This is a genomic window from Veillonella parvula, from assembly GCF_036456085.1.
Lineage (GTDB): Bacteria > Bacillota > Negativicutes > Veillonellales > Veillonellaceae > Veillonella > Veillonella parvula_E.
The window spans coordinates 12,744-34,164 of the sequence record NZ_CP138632.1 but is presented as its reverse complement, the minus strand read 5'-3'; the positions used below and the strand labels follow the sequence as shown (position 1 = coordinate 34,164).

At 38.4% G+C, this 21,421-nt stretch carries 19 protein-coding genes and 1 tRNA gene; 4 read left to right on the top strand and 16 right to left on the bottom strand.

What is annotated here, in order from left to right; all coding sequences use genetic code 11:
* Window positions 1-153: 153 nt before the first annotated feature.
* From PK1910_RS00150 to PK1910_RS00130, 5 genes are all read right to left on the bottom strand, one after another.
* Window positions 154-1,044 carry a helix-turn-helix transcriptional regulator gene (locus PK1910_RS00150; protein WP_156697019.1) on the bottom strand — a complete coding sequence of 297 codons (891 nt, stop codon included), beginning with the start codon at window positions 1,042-1,044 and terminating at the stop codon, window positions 154-156.
* Between the two features lie 257 nt (window positions 1,045-1,301).
* Window positions 1,302-1,697 carry a YbaN family protein gene (locus PK1910_RS00145; RefSeq protein WP_118091650.1) on the bottom strand — a complete coding sequence of 132 codons (396 nt, stop codon included), beginning with the start codon at window positions 1,695-1,697 and terminating at the stop codon, window positions 1,302-1,304.
* On the bottom strand, window positions 1,697-2,836 hold the full coding sequence (locus tag PK1910_RS00140; RefSeq protein ID WP_331298968.1) for a PTS ascorbate transporter subunit IIC: 1,140 nt from the start codon (window positions 2,834-2,836) through the stop codon (window positions 1,697-1,699). Before PK1910_RS00140 ends, PK1910_RS00145 begins: the two co-directional genes overlap by 1 nt.
* A 31-nt stretch (window positions 2,837-2,867) precedes the next feature.
* A complete protein-coding gene (locus PK1910_RS00135; RefSeq protein WP_004696686.1) occupies window positions 2,868-3,143 on the bottom strand; it encodes a PTS sugar transporter subunit IIB in 276 nt (91 codons plus the stop codon).
* A gap of 20 nt (window positions 3,144-3,163) precedes the next feature.
* Window positions 3,164-3,619: a PTS sugar transporter subunit IIA gene (locus PK1910_RS00130; RefSeq protein ID WP_021148434.1), complete on the bottom strand. Its 456-nt coding sequence runs from the start codon at window positions 3,617-3,619 to the stop codon at window positions 3,164-3,166.
* 252 nt (window positions 3,620-3,871) lie between these two features.
* Here PK1910_RS00130 and PK1910_RS00125 point away from each other — a divergent pair, with 252 nt between their 5' ends.
* Genes PK1910_RS00125 through PK1910_RS00115 form a run of 3 tightly spaced genes read left to right on the top strand, consistent with a single transcriptional unit; the run spans window position 3,872 to window position 6,678 of the window.
* Window positions 3,872-4,879 carry a FecCD family ABC transporter permease gene (locus tag PK1910_RS00125; RefSeq protein ID WP_287511356.1) on the top strand — a complete coding sequence of 336 codons (1,008 nt, stop codon included), beginning with the start codon at window positions 3,872-3,874 and terminating at the stop codon, window positions 4,877-4,879.
* A 26-nt stretch (window positions 4,880-4,905) separates the two neighbouring features.
* On the top strand, window positions 4,906-5,652 hold the full coding sequence (locus tag PK1910_RS00120; protein ID WP_155085994.1) for an ABC transporter ATP-binding protein: 747 nt from the start codon (window positions 4,906-4,908) through the stop codon (window positions 5,650-5,652).
* Window positions 5,653-5,673: 21 nt separating this feature from the next.
* Window positions 5,674-6,678 (top strand): ABC transporter substrate-binding protein, encoded by a 1,005-nt coding sequence (locus PK1910_RS00115; RefSeq protein ID WP_004696693.1) that lies wholly within the window; start codon window positions 5,674-5,676, stop codon window positions 6,676-6,678.
* Between the two features lie 250 nt (window positions 6,679-6,928).
* On the opposite strand, the gene PK1910_RS00110 is transcribed toward PK1910_RS00115, so the two are convergent.
* From PK1910_RS00110 to PK1910_RS00090, 5 genes are all read right to left on the bottom strand, one after another.
* Window positions 6,929-7,102, bottom strand: a complete 174-nt coding sequence (locus PK1910_RS00110; RefSeq protein ID WP_004697552.1) for a hypothetical protein — start codon at window positions 7,100-7,102, stop codon at window positions 6,929-6,931.
* A 430-nt stretch (window positions 7,103-7,532) separates the two neighbouring features.
* Window positions 7,533-8,531 carry an inorganic phosphate transporter gene (locus tag PK1910_RS00105; RefSeq protein ID WP_008601598.1) on the bottom strand — a complete coding sequence of 333 codons (999 nt, stop codon included), beginning with the start codon at window positions 8,529-8,531 and terminating at the stop codon, window positions 7,533-7,535.
* Entirely contained in the window at window positions 8,524-9,153 is a 630-nt protein-coding gene (locus tag PK1910_RS00100) for a DUF47 domain-containing protein (protein ID WP_004697557.1), read from the bottom strand. Before PK1910_RS00100 ends, PK1910_RS00105 begins: the two co-directional genes overlap by 8 nt.
* Before the next feature lie 273 nt (window positions 9,154-9,426).
* The gene (locus PK1910_RS00095; RefSeq protein ID WP_287511359.1) at window positions 9,427-10,896 is read right to left on the bottom strand and encodes a [FeFe] hydrogenase, group A; all 1,470 of its coding nucleotides are present in this window, start codon (window positions 10,894-10,896) and stop codon (window positions 9,427-9,429) included.
* A gap of 132 nt (window positions 10,897-11,028) precedes the next feature.
* A complete protein-coding gene (locus PK1910_RS00090) occupies window positions 11,029-13,044 on the bottom strand; it encodes an ABC-F family ATP-binding cassette domain-containing protein (protein ID WP_287511361.1) in 2,016 nt (671 codons plus the stop codon).
* A gap of 112 nt (window positions 13,045-13,156) precedes the next feature.
* Here PK1910_RS00090 and PK1910_RS00085 point away from each other — a divergent pair, with 112 nt between their 5' ends.
* On the top strand, window positions 13,157-13,477 hold the full coding sequence (locus PK1910_RS00085; RefSeq protein ID WP_008714437.1) for a hypothetical protein: 321 nt from the start codon (window positions 13,157-13,159) through the stop codon (window positions 13,475-13,477).
* A 43-nt stretch (window positions 13,478-13,520) separates the two neighbouring features.
* Here PK1910_RS00085 and PK1910_RS00080 read toward each other — a convergent pair whose 3' ends face one another.
* The 6 genes from PK1910_RS00080 to PK1910_RS00055 all read right to left on the bottom strand — a co-directional run bounded on the left by PK1910_RS00080 (window position 13,521) and on the right by PK1910_RS00055 (window position 21,037).
* Window positions 13,521-14,675, bottom strand: a complete 1,155-nt coding sequence (locus PK1910_RS00080; RefSeq protein ID WP_008714438.1) for an MGDG synthase family glycosyltransferase — start codon at window positions 14,673-14,675, stop codon at window positions 13,521-13,523.
* Between the two features lie 82 nt (window positions 14,676-14,757).
* Window positions 14,758-15,057: an HU family DNA-binding protein gene (locus tag PK1910_RS00075; RefSeq protein WP_004696710.1), complete on the bottom strand. Its 300-nt coding sequence runs from the start codon at window positions 15,055-15,057 to the stop codon at window positions 14,758-14,760.
* 51 nt (window positions 15,058-15,108) lie between these two features.
* Window positions 15,109-15,879, bottom strand: a complete 771-nt coding sequence (gene mazG / locus PK1910_RS00070; RefSeq protein WP_008601616.1) for a nucleoside triphosphate pyrophosphohydrolase — start codon at window positions 15,877-15,879, stop codon at window positions 15,109-15,111.
* The gene (locus tag PK1910_RS00065) at window positions 15,863-17,470 is read right to left on the bottom strand and encodes a putative polysaccharide biosynthesis protein (protein WP_077708629.1); all 1,608 of its coding nucleotides are present in this window, start codon (window positions 17,468-17,470) and stop codon (window positions 15,863-15,865) included. The genes mazG and PK1910_RS00065 overlap by 17 nt, the downstream gene beginning before the upstream one ends.
* Window positions 17,467-20,763 carry a transcription-repair coupling factor gene (gene mfd, locus PK1910_RS00060; RefSeq protein ID WP_331298954.1) on the bottom strand — a complete coding sequence of 1,099 codons (3,297 nt, stop codon included), beginning with the start codon at window positions 20,761-20,763 and terminating at the stop codon, window positions 17,467-17,469. Before mfd ends, PK1910_RS00065 begins: the two co-directional genes overlap by 4 nt.
* A gap of 189 nt (window positions 20,764-20,952) precedes the next feature.
* A tRNA-Leu gene (locus PK1910_RS00055) sits at window positions 20,953-21,037 on the bottom strand.
* Between the last annotated feature and the right edge of the window lie 384 nt (window positions 21,038-21,421).

The following is a 21,421-nucleotide window of genomic DNA, read 5'->3' as shown; positions in this document are numbered from 1 at the left end:
TTTACAGGTTTAATAGTAGCAAAGTGTATTATACATATCTACTCCGAATAGACCAAAAATATACGTTTAGGACAATATTTAATTTTCATAGACTATCAAACTTAGCCTAAAGCACAAAAATTTTTAGCTAGGATAATATAAGGTCCAAATTATTTAGACCTTACGATAAGCACTTGGCGTTACACCAGTAGCCTCTTTGAATGCACTAGTAAATTTACTACCATTCTCATACCCTACCGCATTAGCGATTTCTAAAATAGACTGATCTGAGTCTTGAAGCAATCGCTTCGCCGCATTAATACGACATTCTTTTAGATATTGATGTATGGTTGTACCAAATACACCTTTAAAGCAACGTTTCAGGGTAGATGTAGGAATATCAAACTGTTCAGACAAGGAATCAATAGTAATACGCTTCATAAACTGTGTTGATACATATTCACTTACAGCTTTTACAATATCTACCTGTTGCTTTCTATAGGTACTTCTCTTTTCAGGATTAGCTGTAGAGATAACAGATAATAATAAAAAGATTTCAATCACTTTTAATTTAAAATAGTGCTCTTTTATTTGATCTGACACATTATATAAACTGGAAAAAATGTGACGAACAGTTTCCGTTTCTTCCATCATCATACCAAAATCAGAATGCTCACAAAACCGATTGGCCAACTCAGTCAAATCAATTCGAGAATCACTAACAAGTGCATCTAATACGGGTTGAGCTTTTTCAACATCTACTAATAATACAATTCCTTTAAATAATTTTGTAGGAAAATAATTTTCATGTTGATAATCAGAGCGTATATGCCAACCTAACGACATATCCCCTGGCCCCATATATAAATACTCACCAGATGAAAACTTGCACTCTATGCGCCCCTCTTCACAGTGATTTATAGCAAACGTCTTGGTATGTGATTTAGCATAAAATTGAATCGTCTCTTGCTTCACATCTAAGAACATCAAATCGATACCGTCAAACACCGTATACCTTGACATAGATGTTCCAGCATGTGAGGCCGCATGATTATGTGGATTCATACTATCACCATATACACAAATTCTATAAACATAAATTAATAATATTATATTATAGTATACTTATTGATAGTCATTGTCAACTTCAAAATAGTAATAATTCATTTTACTTTCAAAAATATGAGTTGGCTCATTTTAGTAATATAAAACAATTACAATCATCGCTAGAAGTTGTGCTGGGTACTATAAAATAAGCCTCATGAATTAAACTGTAAGAATTTAATTCATGAGGCTATATTCAGAACTACGGATATAAATTCCTATTTTTTTGTTTTTATAATAAAAGCTAGTGCTATGATATGAGCGACCCATATAATGCCCATAACAATAAGAGCAATAGGCATATCTTGACTAAAATAGGCACCAATTGTCATTATGGCACTAACGGATATGAGAATGGACAACTTTGTCCGCAATGTCAACGCTTTATCGCGTTCATAAGCAGCAACAGTCTTTTGATATAAACTAGACGCCAAAAACATTTTATGGAGTCGTTCAGATCCACGAGCCAAACAAAATAACGTTAGCATATAAAAAGGAACTGTTGGCAATAGTGGTAGTACGATACCTGCTGTACCAAGGGCAAAACTTATGGACCCAATAGTCAGGAATACATATCGAACAACTACATTACGATGTTGCTCAGTTGTTTTCATTAATCCTCTTCTACATAGTTAATAACTTTACCCTTTGTTTTAATAAAGTTAGGAACAATGAGTACTAAAGCGGCAATAGCTACAATGCCATAAATACCTGCCATACCTACCCATTCATAAGCATTACCTAATACTAGACCCATTACGGCAAAGTCCGCATCACCAAAGGTTGTATTTTGGAAGCCTAATACCACCGCAGTTGGAGCATAGGTGAAGAATACGGCACAATCTACAGCTGGAATTGCATTAGGGATAATTTTTGTAGCAATGCCTTGGAATGCAGGAATTAAATCACCTAAGATCATACGCACACCAGAGTATACGATTGTTACACCAACAGCAAAGTTCATAGCACTCATAACAGCATATAAATATGGGCTCATATCTCCGGATAAAGTGGCTACAAACTCGGAACCAGCCGCAAAAGCCGCAATTAAGTAGAATACAATCATAGTCAATGCGGTAGATAATGTTGAGTCCCGTAAAAAGCCCCATTTTTCTGGTATTTCAATATCTTCTGTACTATCTTCAGCTTTACCAACATATTTAGCAACCCAAGCCGATAAATAGTAGCCTAAACTACCAAAATGACCAATGGCAATTTCATCACCATCTGTCACTTTGGATGTATAACTTTGACCAATAGCTGGAGAAATGGCAGACCATGCCCCCATTAAGAAACCACCTACAAGTATGAGTTCCATACCAGATAAACCTGCAGTACCAAGTACGGCAGACATAAGGCATGCCATAAATAAGCTGTGATGACCTGTTAAGAACACATATTTAAACTTGGTGAAACGTGCAATACATAAATTCATCAATAAGCCTACAACAAGAATAGACATTGTTTCAACGCCAAGTACCTTTTGTGCAACAGCTACGATAGCTTCATTATTTGGCACTACACCAGTAATATGGAATCCATGTTCAATCATTTTTCCCAATGGGTCAAGATTGCTAACGATAACACCCGCACCTGCCGCTAACATTAAATACCCGAGAATAGGTTTTAATGTGCCCGTCATTATTTTATGAAACGGACGTTTCAAGGCGATCAAGCCTATACATGACATAATACCAATCAAAAGTGCCGGTTGAGACAGCACATCACGCAAGAACTCTAATACCATTTCCATGGCACTACCTCCTATATATAATTGTTACATATTATTGAGCGGCTTGTTTTAATGCTTCAAGAACATCTTCTGTAATCTTCTTTTTATTAATATAGCTACGAACAATAGCAACATTTTTATCGTCAAATTGTTCAGCCAATTCTTTTACAGTTACGATAAGGTCAGCCTTACGACCTTGAGCCGCGTTAAAATCGATAGATTCAACTTGTGCATCGATACCATTTTCAGCACAAATTTCTTCAATTTTCATTTTTAACATCAAGCTAGAACCAATACCATTACCACATACAGTTAATACAGAAATCATACTTGCCTCCTTCTAAATGTTTATTGCTCGTCTAAATGCTCTGCCAAGAATGCTTGTACGTCGTCAATACTTTCAAAGTCAACGGCCGCATCTAAGAATTCTTCATCCTCAAATAAAGTAGCAATATCTGTTAACAATTGAATATGCTCATCTTTATTGGGAGCACATAAGAATAATGCGACAGATACAGGGTCATTATCAGGACTGCCAAAATTCAATGGTTTTTCCAATGTCACCAAAGCCGTTCCTACACGCTTTGCACCATGTTCTGGGCGAGCATGTGGCATAGCAAGACCTGGAGCCAATACGATATATGGGCCCATTTCGCGAACTACTTCAACCATAGCCTCTGTATAAGATGGCTCCGTAAAGCCCGCATCAACCATCAGTTGACCACCATGACGAATAACATCCTCCCACGTCTCAGCGGGATAATGAAAGGATACATTATCCTCAGATAATAAATCTTGTATCAAACTAACACCTCCTAAACGTACTTCTGTACATATAGTTCTATTATAGCTATTATAATAAATTTTTCATATATCAAAATAACAATGAACTTATAAAAATGAATAAAGCTAACATAAGATTTTGCTATTTATAATTTAATAAACCCTTATACGTATAATACCTATACAGGTATTAATATTGTATATATATTGAAAATTCTCTATACTTAGATAAGACTTAAACTACCTAAATAAAAAATAGAATAAGGAGATTTTATGCAGACTTCGGTAAAAGTATTTGTACTCTGTCTAATCCTCTGTATTTCATTAGTAACAGCTTTACAGTTTGGCGCTAAATTCATTTCTCTAGACCAAATTATTTCAGCACTTATGTCTATGATTGATGCAAATACTACAGCATCTGTGACTAATACGATTATTACAGATATCCGCTTACCACGACTTATTTACTCTGTTCTAACAGGTATAGGTCTATCACTTGTAGGTCTATTAATGCAAACTGTCACGCGCAATGCCCTCGCAGATCCCTATGTATTAGGTGTTTCTTCTGGCGCAAGCACAGGTGCCGTTTTCGCTATTATCATGGGTGGGCTTCCATTCTTAGGTCAGTACAATACGCCTATTTTTGCGGCCCTGGGCGCAGCACTTTCAATTATATTAGTCCTCTTATGTGTTGGTAAAAGCAACAGCCCCGTAAAACTTATCCTCATAGGTATGGGTATGACTGGTGTATTCTCAGCCTTAACGATGATGATTATTTACGGAGCCAAACACGAAGCTCAAGTGCGAAGTGCCATGTTTTGGCTACTTGGCAGCTTTGCGGGCATACAATGGAGTGATTTACCATTAACAGCAATCATCGTAATCTTATTTATGCTATATATCTATATGTTCAATCAAGACCTTGATGTGTTGCTACTCGGTAATCATGAAGCAGCACAAATGGGCCTTTCCGTTAAGCAGTTACAATTAAGCATCGTTATCATATCCTCTGTTGTGATCGCCACACTAGTATCAAAGGTTGGTGTAGTTGGCTTTATCGGCCTTATCATCCCTCACCTTGCTCGGATTATAGGCGGACCTAAACATAAACATACATTACTATTTAGTGCACTCATAGGTAGCATCGTTATGATCTGGTCAGACGTATTATCGAGAGCACTCTACAGTCCAGAAGAAATCCCTATTGGTGTGCTTACATCTTTATTGGGGGCTCCACTCTTCATTTGGATTATCATGAATCGTTATAAACACAATGGTTAGTGTATATCATATCTATAGGAGATACTATGTATCAAATTAATCAGCTGTCTTTTTCTTATGAAACCAAAGAAGTGTTAAAGAATATTTCTGTAACATTTCCTACCAATAAAATAACAGCCATAATTGGACCAAATGGATGTGGTAAGTCTACGCTACTTAGCCATCTATATCGACTTCATCCATCAAAAAACAAAATCACATTAAACGAAAAACCTTTAGAGTCTTATAAAGGTCGCGAGTTTGCTCAATTGGTAGCAGTCTTAACACAATCTAGAGACGCTATGATCGATGATTTTCTCGTAAAAGATATCGTTCTCATGGGCCGGTATCCGTACAAACAACACTTTGGCACCTATAGTTCTGAGGATGTTAAAATTGCAGAGCATTATATGAATGAAGTAGGCATCACCCATTTAGCAAATGAAGAAATTCATCATTTATCAGGTGGTGAGAAGCAACGCGTATTCATTGCTAAAGCCTTAACCCAGAAACCTCAAATACTTCTTTTAGATGAACCTACTAATCATTTAGATATGAAGTATAAAGTGGCACTTATGAAGCAATTGCGTGCTTTTAAAGGCACTACAATTGTAGTCCTTCACGACTTAAATCTAGCGGCTCAATATTGCGATCATATTGTCATCATGAACAGCGGAACTATCCTAAAAGAAGGTTCCCCTACCGAGGTGCTCACACCTGAAATTCTTGAACCAATTTTTGAAGTTCCTTTCAAAACCTCTTGGGATGAAGGGCGCTATCATTTATATTATTAATTAGTAAAGAAAGGACTTACTATGTTTCAGAATTTAAGAAAGTCAAAAAAATTATTATTAATCGCTATGACATGTGCTACATTCGCTATTGCTGGTTGTGGTTCTGATACTACAAAAACTACAGCGGATAATGGAACCTCTGTAACATGGAGTGAAACATTTGATGGTACAAAAACAGACTTTACCGTAAAATCCGCCCCTACTCATGCAGTGTCCATGTCCCAAGCAACAACGGAAATGATGTTACAATTAGGCCTTGAAGACAAAATGGCTGGGACGGCTTTCAAAGAAGAAGAAATCTACCCACCTTTACAAGCGGCTTACGACAAAGTAAAAGTATTATCTGAAAAATGGCCTTCCTATGAAGTATTCATGTCCGTAAAGCCTGACTTCGCTACAGGATGGCCTGATTCTTTCAGCAAACGAGCTATACCTGCAGATAAAATGATTTCCCAAAAGGTTAATATTTGGATCCCTGAATCCATGTTATCTACTAAGGCTGACCTAGAAACCAACTTCAGCGACATGATTAAATTGGGTGAGATTTTCGGCGTAAAACCTAAAGCTGAAGAATGGGTTGCAGGTCAACGTAAAACATTGGCAGCTATCCAGAATAAACTAAAAGACTTACCTCGTAAACGCGTTTTCATTTATGACTCTGAAGACGGTCAACCATTCACAGCATTCGAGGGTTATACTACTAACATCTTAAAACTTATCGGTGCTGATAATGTAATGAGCGGCTTAGGCGTTGATAAAACATGGGCTAAAGGTTCTTGGGAAACAGTAATTGCACAAAACCCTGATTATATTATTATCGCCGACTATGGTAATTCTATTCGCAACGATGATGATTTCCAACAAAAAATTGAAAAGATCAAGGCTAATCCTCAACTTCAAGACATCACAGCCGTAAAAGAAGGTCACTTCATTCGTGTAAAACTTTCCGAAATCACACCTGGGGTACGTACAGTTGATGCTTTAAAACGTTTAGCTGAAGAAATTCACGGCATCAAAGTAGACTAATTTAATATAACAAGATATAGAGTAATATGTAATATGTAATATGTAATATGTATTGTATATTATATTATATATAACGAAGAAGGTCCCAATTCAAATGAATTGGGACCTTTTCGTACTGCTTGTATTGAACACAGCATATTGTTTTAGAGAGTAAAGATGTGTTGTAGTTGAAAGATTTAGAAATAATGAATTATTGTAAAATAGATTTAAAATGTATTAAATTGTATATGCTGTGACAATGCCTGATTATTCATACTTCTCGACTATATTGTTGCCTATATCGTTTATCATTATTTGCCTTAATAGCCATGATCAATGGCTTTAGCGAAAGAAACTCTTCATCACTGAGTCGAAAGGTTCTACCAATACGTTTAATAGGATTACGTGGGCGCCCGGCACCGCGTCTAGATCCACCCCATGCCATATACATACCTCACTTTTCACTTGAAAAACTCCTTCTACCGATAGTATAACCTCGGATACATAAGTATGCAATAGCCATTCACTTTAAACAACCTCTTAACAGCCTATAAATTAGTAATAAACTTCATTTATTAGTAAAATGCATAATCAACAAAACACATATTTATAAGTATTTTCCCCCTATTCAACTTGAATTGTAACATTAATGTTGCCAAATATAGATAAATCTCTTTTATAGAATATAGTATTTACAAACCAGTTTATTTCTATATTTTTAGACTATTTAGATACTATCACGTACATATATAGTAAATAGAATTTTAAAATAGAAAAGCAAATTATTTATAAATATGACAATATAGCAAGAATATTTTGGTAAACAAAAAAGACTGCTTTTGCAGTCTTTTTTACGGTAATAAAAAGTATATGAATTAGCCAAATAGTAAGTGACCTACTTCATAGGCAATAGCGGCAACGATGCCAGATAATGGAATCGTTACAAACCAAGCCATAACCATAGATCTTGCTACGCCCCAGTTAACAGCTTTAATGCGTTTAGAAGAGCCTACACCTAGTAAAGAACCACTTACTACGTGTGTAGTACTTACAGGTAAATGTAAGAATGTAGCTGTAAAAATAGTAATCGCCGAGTTTAAATCAGCAGCGAACCCATTAATAGTTTCTAGTTTGAAAATCTTGGTACCCATTGTAGAGATAATTTTCCAACCGCCTACAGCAGTACCCATAGCCATTGCAGTAGCACAACAAAGTTTTACCCAAATCGGTACATCTAATGTATCGATGAAACCACCGCTAAGTAAGGTTAATGTGATTATCCCCATCGCTTTTTGTGCATCATTAGAGCCATGAGAAAATGCCATCATAATTGCTGATACAATTTGCATGGATCTAAATCGATCATTTAAAGCAATCGGAGAAAATCTACCGAAAATAAGCAACAATACTTTCATTACAATATAGCCACCAATCATGGCTACAATTGGAGATAAAATAAGAGACAAAAAGATTTTTAAAATCCCCGCCTCATTCAACGCGTCAAATCCTACAGACCAGCCCACAGCACCGATGATACCACCAATCAAAGCATGGGATGAGGAACTTGGGATTCCCCAATACCAAGTTAAAAGATTCCATGTAATGGCACCGATAAGGGCTGCAGAAATAATACCACTATCGATAAGAGATGGCGACATTACTATATCACCACCGATAGTCTTTGCAACACCTGTACTAACCATTGCACCCAAAAAATTGAGAGCAGCGGTCATCATAATCGCCTTTTTAGGCTCAATAGCTCGTGTAGAAACGGATGTGGCAATGGCATTCGCCGTATCATGAAAGCCATTGATATAGTCAAAGGCTAACGCTAAAAATACAACTAGCCATACTAAATAATGGGCATCAAGCATACTTCAATACTACCCGGCGGAATGTACCAACCAAATCTTCGCAGCCATCGATTACATCTTCCATAGCGCTAAGGATTTCCTTCCATTTGATAATTTCAATTGGATCTGTACACTCTGTAAAGAGCTTAGCCATTTCTTCATGATAAATATTATCCGCTTCAGACTCAAGTTTCAATACTTGGTGAACACGCCCCTCTACCTTCACATGATCCTTTTTAAGACTACCCATATAACCAATGGATTTATTGATATGCTTAACGCATTTAACAACAATTTCACTCATGCGAATAGCACCATCACTTGGTTTGCCAACATGATACATAACCATTTTATCCATGATTTCTTTGATATTATCCAATGTAGTATCCAGTTGGTCAATCAAAAGCTGAATATCCTCACGATCCATTGGAGTGATAAATGTTTTACGTAAACGCTCTACAGTTTCATTTACTAATTCATCGGCAGCTTTTTCCTTTGTATCAATTTCAAGAAATGCCTCTTCCTTAGAGATATCCCCTTTAAATACGCGTTCCATCATTTCCGCACTTTCATAGGTTAGTGCAGCATGCTTTTCCAAAATACTGAAAAATTTTTCTTCTTTTCCTTTTAATTTAAAAGCCATGAAGATCCTCCCGAACCAGTATTGATTGCTTCTATAATAACAATTTAATTATAGCATACTACAGGTAATTCCTAAACCAATTTACCAATCTCTATATTTTAACCCCTATGCGTATATGGCATATATAGAATCTACATCTGTGAAAGCTTTTATTGACCATATTTCCATTATATAAAATAGATAAAAAAGCAGATAGCTGACTAACATATCAACTATCTGCTATATATTTCTTAGCTATCTTTGTGCTTTTTATTAACTAATAACCATCAACTCTTAGCTATTAGCTTCCGCCGCCGCTTTAGCCGCCTCTGCCGCCTTTTTTAAATTAGGTACGGATGTAGGGCATGTAGCAGGCGTACAAGCGCCATTAGGGCCTAAATCTTCAGAACGATTTACAAAGGTAGTATGTAACATATGATGTGCTTTGTGGCTCATAGGTTTGCCATCAAAAAACTCAGCATACAATTTTTGGATATCTGGATTATCACAAGCAGCTTTTACAGTTACTTCTGCATCGCGAGTATACAAGGATGCAATACGAGCTTCACGAGCTTTGTCAGCCATCGGTAATTTAACGCGTGGTTGACCACCACCACCGATACAGCCACCACGACAAGCCATTACTTCGATAAAGTCATAATGGATATTTTCTGCACGCATGTGTTCTATGAACTTACGCAAATTACCTGTACCATGAACTGCCGCTACGTGTAATGTTTTATCCCCAATCACTACGTCTGCTTCGCGAGCACCATCCATGCCACGAATAGCTTCAAATGGAATCAATGTTTGAGGTGCATCTTCACCTGTCGCCATCTTGTAAGCCGCACGCATAGCCGCTTCCATAACGCCACCAGTGTTACCGAAAATGATACCACCACCAGAAGCTTCACCCATCAATGGGTCAAAAACAGAATCTTCAAGATCATCAAAGTTGATTTCTTCTGCGCGCAACCATTTTGCAAGTTCCCGTGTAGTAATACAGTAGTCTGTATCGCGCATTTCTGGTGTATCCCAGTATTCCGCAGAGGAATTCATTTCATCGCGACGAATCTCAAACTTCTTAGCTGTACATGGTGTTACTGCAACGGCAACAATTTGTTTTGCATCAAGGCCCATTTTTTCAGCAAAATATGTTTTTTGTGTAGTCGCTTGCATAGCAATTGGGCTCTTAGCCGTAGATAGGTTTGGCAAGAATTCTGGATAGAATGTTTCCGCAAACTTAACCCAAGCAGGACAACAAGATGTGAATTGAGGCAATACTGCATCACTATTAATAACGCGTTCTAATAACTCAGATGCTTCTTCCATGATAGTCATGTCCGCACCAAAGTTTGTATCAAGAATATAGTCGCCACCCAATTTACGAAGAGCAGCCACCATTTTACCTTCTACAAACGTACCAGCCTCAAGGCCAAATTCCTCGCCTAAACCAACACGTACGGCAGGCGCAGTTTGGAAAATGACGATTTTATTAGGGTCAGCAATAGCTGCTTTTACTTCATCAATTTCAGAGCGCTCATTAATGGAATCAAATGGGCAAATAGACGCACATTGACCACAATGAATACAAATTGGATGATCCCCATTTGTTGTTAAATCATAATAATCAAATACACCCATGTCTACAGCACAAGCTTTACGACATAAGGAGCAGTTTTTACATTTAGTTAAATCTTGTACTAATGCAATATTTCCGTCTTCAATTGGCACGCGACGGTCTAAAAATTGGTACTTACTCATGAGTTCCTCCTACTTAGGTAACGTTGTTATCGTTAATCGTAGAAATTATACTATACATTGTGAGTTTTATCAATAAACTTACACGTAATTCCTTTGCATAACAGATATTAAAAAATAGCATGATAAAAGGAATTATAGGCGTTCCTCTAATTCCATCCACCGTTCAGTGAGCGCATCTATTTGAGTCTGTGTTTCTTCTCGTTCCTCCATCAGTGACTGCATTTTTTCATAATCAGTAGCCACTTGGCTTATCATAACATCGAGGCCCTTCACTAAATGTTCTAGCTTAGGCAATTCATCCATAATTTTGGCATACTCCGCGTCTTCTGCTTTATTGAGACCCTTCTTTGGTATTTCTTTGAAAGTATCTGTTTTATCACCAGCAACAACATTATCATTTCCAAGGGTATCTACCCTATTAGATTGATTATCAACAGAGTCATCGCTATCAGCCTCTCCACCTACTACAGCTCGTACCACTTTGGAATTAGCCGGTATATTATCATTTGGCATATAGAATGGGCGCTTGCTGCCACTACTTTCATCAAGAGCATCTTTGTAGTCAGAATACGAGCCATGAACGATTTCAATATGTCCATCGCCGGTAAAAACAAACAGTTTATCCACTACGCGGTCTAGGAAGTACCGATCGTGGCAAACGGTGATGATGACGCCACTAAAGGAGTCAAGGAAATCCTCTAATACCTCCAATGTTGGAATATCAAGATCATTCGTCGGTTCGTCCAGCAATAATACGTTAGGGGCGCTCATCAACAATTTTAAGAGGTATAAACGACGACGTTCCCCGCCAGAGAGTTTTCGAATCGGTACACCATGTAATTCTGGGGTAAAAAGGAATCGCTCAAGGATTTGTCCTGCGCTCAATGTAGATCCATCACCGAGCACCATATAAGAGTGGTCCTCACGAATATAATCGAGAACGCGCATATCTTCATCAAATTCAGGTAGCTCTTGTTTAAAATGAGCAATACGAACGGTCTCACCTTTACCAATAGTACCTCTCGTCGCTTCGTAGGTGCCATCAAGGATATTCATAAAGGTAGACTTACCAACACCATTGGGCCCTACTATACCGATACGATCATGGCGTACCACGTGATAGGTAAAGTCCTTAATCATAGGACGTTCATCAAAATAAAACTCTAAATGCTCAATATCAAAGATGGTTTTTCCTAAACGTGTCTTCAGCGCAATAGGATCCATTTGATCCGGACGACGGGTTTTCTCCATATTCTTTAATTTTTCGTAACGGTCAAGACGAGCCTTTTGTTTTGTAGTTCTTGCCAGAGCACCACGACGTACCCATTCGATTTCCCGCTTTAAAAATTGACGTCGTTTTTCTTCCGTAGCAGCTTCACGAGCCTCTCGATCAGCTTTCAAGGCAATAAATTCTTCATAATTGCCATCGTATTGATACATATGACGATTTGATAGCTCTAAAATACCATTACATACGGAATCGAGGAAATATCTATCATGGGTACTGATTAATAATCCTCCTTGACGTACACTCAAATACGACTCTAGCCAATCAATACTATCTTCATCCAAATGGTTAGTCGGCTCATCTAGTAATAAAAGATCACATGGATATAGCAATGCTTGCCCCAATGCAAGACGACGCTTTTGCCCTCCTGATAACATAGCTACCTTTTGCTCCACATCAGGAAAGCCCAATTTAGATAAAATAATGCGCGCCTCTTGCTCTACTTGCCACCCGTCTTGCTGATCCATTTGCTCCAGTGCATTCATATAGTTGCGAGATATTTTAGCATCGTCTTTACCAGACTCTTGCATTTGGCGATACTCACGACTAATACGTTCAAAGACTTTTACCATTTGCAACCGAGGATGATTTCCATCAAGAACGGCCTCAAGCAAAGTAGCTTCCGCATCAAAATCAGGTGTCTGCGCTAAGTAATAAATGCTAGCCTTACCATTACGCTCAATGGTGCCTTTATCAGCTTCCATTTGTCCTGCTAATATTTTTAGAAATGTAGACTTACCCGTTCCGTTGATGCCCACAAGACCTAATCGTTTTTCCGTGGTAAAAGTCATACTCACCTCTTTAAACAGTAGCCTTGTGCCATATGATTTCTCTATGTTCTGTAAACTAATAACGTTCATATTCCGCTCCTATTTTGTAATTCTGTTATTTATTATACTACACATTACCATTGACAGTAACAGGCGCCCTCAGTAGAATAAACGTAACATATATATTCATGAGGAGGTCCACATGGCGACGGATATGGTTTTAGACTTTTATGAAAGTATCAACTTTGAACTTATCGACATTGATGGGTATGACACATTATTTACTGAGCTCTTAGAGGATGGCACGTATGCAACTGTGTCCGATGATGACGGCTATATGCCAGAGGACTTAGAGACACCAGTCGTATTCAATGTGTACGACGATAACGACTCCTTCCAATGGAGTGTTACCCTTGATGACTCTTACCAATTAAAAGATCTATTGGATGGTGCAGAAAGTACGGATGCTTTCTTAGTTACATTACAAAAACTTCGAAAAGAACATATTGAACAGTATCAATAGAAAAAAGCGATGGCCCTTTAGGTCATCGCTTTTTCTATATTGGTTAGCTAATTGCCTCTTGAGCTTTCACAAGCTCATCTTGTGCACTAGCATCTAAAATTTCAATGAGACTATTTACGATATCAGCAGCCCCATCCACATGCCATTCGCGAGCACGTTCAGACATTTGTTGAAGTCGCGGAGAATTAATTAACAGTGCAGTTACCACATCTTCTAAGTTGTGAATATCGCGAGCCCAACGAGCACATCCCCGTTGCTCTAACAATTCTGCATTTGCCTCTTCCTGCCCTGGGATAGCATTAAAGAATACCATTGGCAATCCGATTGTAACAGCCTCCATACAGGTCAATGCACCAGGTTTTGTGACGAGCAAAGACGATGATTTCATGAGCTCAGAAATATTGGTAGTATAACCATATACGGTAGTCTTCGTCTTCATAGATTCACTAAGGACAACTAACGATTCGTAAAGAGACGTATTTTGTCCAGCTACAACGGTAATTTCACCAATACCATTTACTTCATCTAGATGTTTTAAAGCCGTCTCAAGAGAGCCTAAACCCAGGCCACCACCCATAACAAGAACTTTCACAGGTTCCTCTAAGCTATACTCTTCAATAGCATCACGGAAAAAAGATCGCCGCACAGGAATGCCAGATACATGAATACGAGATTCATCGATACCTGAAGCTACCATTTCAGGTACCATAGATTCTGTTGCAACATAGTAAACATCAATCTGTGGATAGAGCCAAAACTGATGACTACTAAAGTCTGTCATAATAGCCACTAGTGGTACATCTATATGACCTTGACGTTTTAAAATCGATGCCGCCCCACAAGGAAATGGATGTGTAAAGACCATTACATCTGGCTCTTCTTGTTGTACTAGTTTAAGCATGCGGCTTTTAAGTAGGTACGACAATGCGGTTTGCATAATGGTACCTCGTTTTTCCCCTTTCGATACGCGATAAATCATATCATAGAGCATGGGGAATACGTCAATCATCTTGATATAGGTACCCTTAATTAAATGCTCTACAGACATAGTTTCTGTATCAAGAAAATCAACATGGGTAATTGATGCTTGTGGCTCTTTTTCTTTCCAATATTCTTCTATGGCTCTTGCGGCTTGCATATGTCCAGTGCCGATTGAGGCAGACACAATGAGAACCTTCCTTGATGTTTCGTTATTCATAATGCACCCTTTCTCTGTGCATTATACCATAAATAGATAAAAAAAAGAGACCTCGAAAGGTCTCTTTCACATCCAATATGGATTATTTTTTGCGTTTTTTAGCTTTTGCAGCGTTAACTTGTTCTTTCAAACCTTTACCAGCTTTGAATGCAGGGGATTTGGAAGCTGCAATTGTGATAGTTTTACCGTTTTGTGGGTTACGGCCTTCACGAGCTGCGCGTTCACGAACTTCGAAAGTACCGAAGCCGATAACTTGTACTTTGCCACCAGCTGCTAATTCTTGAGCTACTGTGTCAAATACAGCTTTTACTGCTTTTTCAGCATCTTTTTTAGTTAATTCAGTTTTTTGTGCAACACTTGCGATTAATTCTGTTTTGTTCATGACAGAACCTCCTTAAAATTACAATACCTTAGAAGTGTATAAACCTCTAGGTTACTTTTCCTGCACTTTAGCCTCCTCCCAAAAAGCATCGAGCTCAGCTAATGAAAAGTCTTCCCATGAGCGATCGCTTTGGTTAACACAAGCTTCTACATGTAAAAAACGCTGTCGGAACTTTGTGTTTGTGCGATTTAGTGCATTTTCACCGCTTATTTTATACCATCTGAATAGATTAATCAAGGAAAAAAGCACATCTCCTGCTTCTTTTTCCATATTTTCTCTATCATTTTGGTCAATAGCCTCCTTAAATTCCCCCATTTCTTCGGAAACTTTAGCCCAAACAGGATCAAGCTCGTCCCAGTCAAATCCTAGCTTTGCAGCCTTTTCTTGGAGTTTATAAGCCGCCATTAAAGCAGGTAAACTTTTCGATACACCATCCAATACAGAATTTTGAATATTTTTCTTTTCTTGTGCCTTTAATTCATCCCAAGTGTATGATTTTTCATCATTTTCTGGGCTAAAAACACGAGGATGACGACGAATCATTTTTTCAGCGACATCATTAATTACGTCTTGAAGTGTAAAATGACCAGCCTCCTCTGCCAATTGACTGTGAAAGACAACTTGCAATAATACATCACCTAACTCTTCACGAAGATTTGGCATATCTTTATTATCAATGGCATCTACTACTTCGTAAGTCTCTTCTATAAAATAGCGGCGTAAAGATTCATGCGTTTGCTTTTGATCCCAAGGACAGCCATTTGGTGCACGCAAAGTTTTCACTACATCGACTAAAGGTTGAATATCAATATTGTTCTTCATATAGCTTTGCTTCCTCCCTATTGCGTCGAGCTTGTAAGCGCTTGCCTATGATTGGGAAATGGTATATATCATCTTTTACGACAGCTTTAGTAAGCCATAACGATAAACCATATACAAAAATAGCCACTACAATTGCTGCAGCCACAGCGCCACCATTGCCTAATAAATCAACAGTGCTCACATAGATGACTTGTGTAGCACCGCCCATGGCCATGGCAGATACTATTATTTTTAATAACTCTAATGTGCTGAGTACCGAACCTACATATTTTTTTACAAAAATATAGTTAATAAGCGCTGCAATGGCAAAGTTTAAATTCGTCGCCCAAGCTGCACCATTAATGCCCAACTCAACACTACCTGTCAATTCATAATCTAAGAATGTCTTCACTAATAAGCCGATAAAAATCGACACCATAGGAATTACTGTTCTTCCTAAACCTTGTAAAACACCTGCAGTAACCTGCTGCCATCCGAGGAACACAATACTCAAGCTAATAACAGCAATAACAGGCCCTGCGTGGGGTGTTGCATATATTAATTGCGATATTGGTGTAGCTAATACGCAGAGACCAATACAGGCTGGAATCGTAAACATATTAGCAATTTTAATCGCCGTCTCCGCCCGTTTCACGATGCGATGTACATCACCTTGAGTATGGGCCTCAGATACGGCTGGTACAAGACTAGCGGCTAAGGACGTAGTTAGAATAATTGGCAACCCAATCAGAGATGTTGCCATTCCCGTTAGATAGCCAAATTGTGTGGTTGCTTCATTGAGATAGTATCCAATATCCATCAATCGTTTCGGGACGATAAATGTATCAATGAGTGATACCATGGGAAGCATGATATTCGCCATAGAAACCGGTATGGCAAGACTAAACAATCGTTTAACTACGGTGCCGTTACTTTCACAAATGGCATTAGGATTCTGTTGTGAAAGCATCTTCTCTCGAACATTACGTTGTCGGTAGTAAAAATAAATTAATACCAGTAACCCTGCCAATACGCCTGGGAATGTAGCAAAGGTCGCACCACCCGCCGCCAAATGGAGTCCACGATCAATGAAGTAGTATGCCAAACCTACCATAGAAGACACGCGAAAGATTTGTTCAAATACTTGACTCGTACCAGTAGGCACCATATACTGGAAACCTTGGAAATACCCTCTAAAACAGCTCAGGATGGTCACTACAAAAATGGCTGGAGATAATAGCTGAATAGCAATTAAAGCACGTGGATCGGTGATGATTTGATTATCTACGAGCCATTGCGCACTACCATATAAGGCCAAACTAAATACCAGCCCTAATATAGCGAGTACCCTCAAAGATACGGAAAATACTTGTTGTACGCCTCGCATATCATCATTAGCAAGTTTCTCTGCAATCATAATAGATATGGCTACAGGAATACCTGCAGCAGAAATACTAACGATAATTTGATAGATTGGATAGGCCATCATATATAGCCCAATTCCTTCACCACCTAAGATCCGTGCAATAAGAACCTTACTAAACGCACCGATGACCTTCACGATAATACCGGCTAAGGTTAAAATCATGGCTCCTTTTAAAAATCGATTCATAGGCCCTCCTTAGTCGGTGACTTGTGGCTAAGAGCCTTTATCACCGCTTCCGTAATGGTCAAAACAGAACCTTTCATGCCATTAAGATTCACATATAATGTGGCTGGCTTGGTGTCCATAAACTTCATTTTTTTCCATAAATCTTCTCGTACAGCCCCCATGTCCCAATCGGCCATTTTAGAATCGTCATACCAATGGATGGTGAGCTGCTTATCTCTACGGACGATACTCTTAATACCCAGTAGGCGCGCTTGCTCCTTAATTTGAGCAATGCGCAACAAACGGTCTACTGGATCGGTTGGTGTACCGAAACGATCAATGAGCTCATCCGTCATATCGTCGAGTTGCTCTTTAGATTTAATATGTAACAATCGTTGGTATACAGAAATCTTACGAGCACTATCTTTGATATACGCATCATCAATAAACGCATCTACCTCTAAGTCGATAGCTGGATCAATGGATACATCTCGCTCAACTTCTTTATTTTGAGCCTTTGCAATCGCTTCTTCTAACATGCTCACATACATACCAAAGCCGACAGATGCGATATTACCATGTTGCTGTGAGCCTAATAGATTACCGGCACCGCGAATCTCTAAATCTCTCATGGCTAACTTAAATCCTGCGCCGAGCTCGGTGAACTCCTCTATAGCTTTTAAACGCTTTTCAGCTGCCTCTGAAAGTATTTTATCTGGCCGATACATGAAGTATGCATAAGCACGTCTACGAGAACGTCCTACACGGCCTCGCATTTGGTATAGTTGAGATAAACCTAAACGGTCTGCGTCATAAATGATGATAGTATTGGCATTAGGAATATCTAAGCCAGTTTCAATGATACTCGTGGACAAGAGTACATCATAATGACCTTCATAAAAATCGGTCATAATCTCCTCAATTTGACGGCCTGTCATCTGTCCATGAGCAATAGCATAACGCAAGCCAGGCAATGCGGATTCTAATAGTTCTCCCATGTGATTAATGGACGCGACACGGTTATATACGAAATAGACCTGTCCACCTCTTGCAAGTTCTCGTTTGATAGCATCTGCTATGAGATTCATATCGTATTCCACCACATAAGTTTGAACAGGCAATCGCTCCTCTGGCGGAGTATTGATAACAGACATTTCTCGAACCCCAACAAGGGACATATGTAAAGTCCGCGGAATCGGTGTAGCACTCAAAGTGAGTACATCAATATTGCTAGCCCACTCTTTCCACTTTTCTTTTTGTGCTACCCCAAAACGTTGCTCCTCATCTACAACAAGCATTCCTAAGTCTTTGAATACAACCTTTTTGTTAAGTAATGAATGAGTTCCAATAAGAACATCAATAGATCCATCCTCTACGCCTTTAAGAATTTGTTTTTTCTCTGATGTAGTTCGGAATCGATTAAGCACATCTACTTTCACCCCAAATGGAGCAAAGCGATTCAAAAAAGTTTGGAAATGTTGCTGTGCTAAAACCGTAGTTGGTACAAGTACTGCTACTTGTTTTCCGCTCATAACAGCCTTGAAAATGGCGCGCATAGCCACTTCCGTTTTACCAAAACCTACATCACCAGCGAGCAAGCGATCCATAGGAACAGGTCTTTCCATGGATTCTTTAATCTCTGCGGTAGCCTGTAATTGGTCTTCCGTTTCCTCATATGGGAACGCATCTTCAAACTCTTGCTGCCATGGTTGATCTGGCAAGAATGCAAAACCTTCTGTGATTTCTCGTTGTGCATATATCTCAACGAGTTTATCTGCTAAATCATCAATAGATTTTTTTGCCTTTGTAACAACCTTGCTCCAGTCACGACCACCCATCTTATTAATACGTGGCACATCACCTTCGTTGCCAATATATTTTTGCAGTTGATCTAAATTATTAGCTGGTAAGAACAGTTTGTCCGTTCCAGCATAAGCAATCTCAATATAATCGCGGTGAATGCCTTCCGTCTCAATTGTTTTAAGGCCAATATACTTGCCGATACCATGCATGTTATGTACTACATAGTCACCAGGCGTTAAATCTGTAAAATAATTGATTTCTTGGCCCTTTTTAGGCTTATTACGAAGCTTGCGCTTTTGCTGTCCGTAAATATTACCTTCTACAACAACCACGAGATGGCTATTGGGCAATTCAAAACCATCTGTTAATAATCCCTTTAAAATAACGACAGTGTTCGGCTTTGCTATCCATGTATCACTATGAATAAATGCAATATTCTCTCCTTCAAGGGCGCGCTCAATACCTTCTCGTCGTTGCTGATTATTTAATACTAGTACCACTTGGTGATTTAAACGATGCCATTGCTTTATTTCGTCTGTTAATAGAGGAATTTGACGCTCAAAGCTCGTCATCGTCTTCCCTTGAATGCCAATAGGATTAAATCCTGCAAGTCCAATAGAACGTTGTTGCATAAATGTGAAAGCCACTTGATTCGTAGCATCTACAGTACGTTGTAGTTCATTCCAATCACAATGATTTTTCCGATGTGTAGGATCTTCTTTTAAGAATTTCTTTAACGCCTCTTGAATACGACCTGGCTCATCATAAATCAAAGTGCCCTCTTTCACATAAGATAATAAAGTACTGTCCGCATCACTTTTACCAAGAAAGAAAGGCGTCACCGTATAGGATTCGATTTGCTCAATAGAACGTTGATTCTCAACAGAGAAGAAACGCAATGTATCGATTTCATCACCAAAAAACTCAATGCGAATCGGATGATCACTATTTACAGGATAAATATCCAAAATATCTCCACGCACGGCAAAATGACCACGTTGTTCCACCTGGTCTACGCGTTCATATCCAATTGTTACGAGCTGTTCAAGAGCTACATCACGTTCAATTGTATCATTCAAAGCAAAATGCAACGATTGCCCCTTTAAATAATGAGGGGATACAACATATTGTGTAACCTCTTCAGCATTGGCAATGACTACTGCCGGCTCTTGCCATGCTAATAATGCTAAAGCTCGCATTTGTGCACCTTGGTCTTCAAGACTACGTGCTACAGTTGTAAAGTCTACATGATCTGTTATAGGAAATGATTGGACTAGCACATTAGGCCAAAAGAAAGCTAAATCTCGCTCCCACATCTCCTTATGATCCTTATCATGGACTACGATGACTACAGGCTTTTTAAGACCTACAGAAAAAGCTTGGCTTAAGAGGAAACTTTTTTGAGATCCACTAAGACCATATATGACTGACTTTCCCTTACGCTGAAATGCGTTTAGCCCATCCACAAAGGATGGGTTCTGTGAAAGCAGTTTTGTTAATGTATTATTCATACTGCACCATATAGTATTACTATGATTGTATTAATTAAATAGTTCTAACTTATTTATTATAACATATAATGTAGTAGTTAATTCTGTCCCTACCCTACTATTAAATTACAAGTTTTTATCGATATAAATATCCACATTAACTACTTAATTTTAGGCAAAAAAAATACACCTCTAAAGGTGCAATAAAGTTGGTGCGGGAGAAGGGACTTGAACCCCCACGCCGTAAGGCGCCAGATCCTAAGTCTGGTGCGTCTGCCAATTCCGCCACTCCCGCGTCTCAACTGAAATAATAATATCATGTATGGAATTCATCGTCAATCATTTTTTTATAAATGACTTAAAATCCATATATCTAAAAATAAATTCCAAGAAAAGCAACTATCTAAACCTTATGATTTACATAAACCTAAAACAAATACTAAAACTAAAAAATCTTAACTCTACAATTGTATATCTATTAACGCTTAACGCCTCATCTAAACCTAAACTCTACAGGTCTCAATCTAAAAGGTCTTACCGATAATTAATATTTGCAAAATAAAAAGAGACTGACCCAGAATCCGAACTACTAGAACCCTGGGTCAGCCTCTTTTTTAGGATGATGATGAATAAATGCATGCCCTACATTTACCATAAAATATATTAACAGTCATAACAT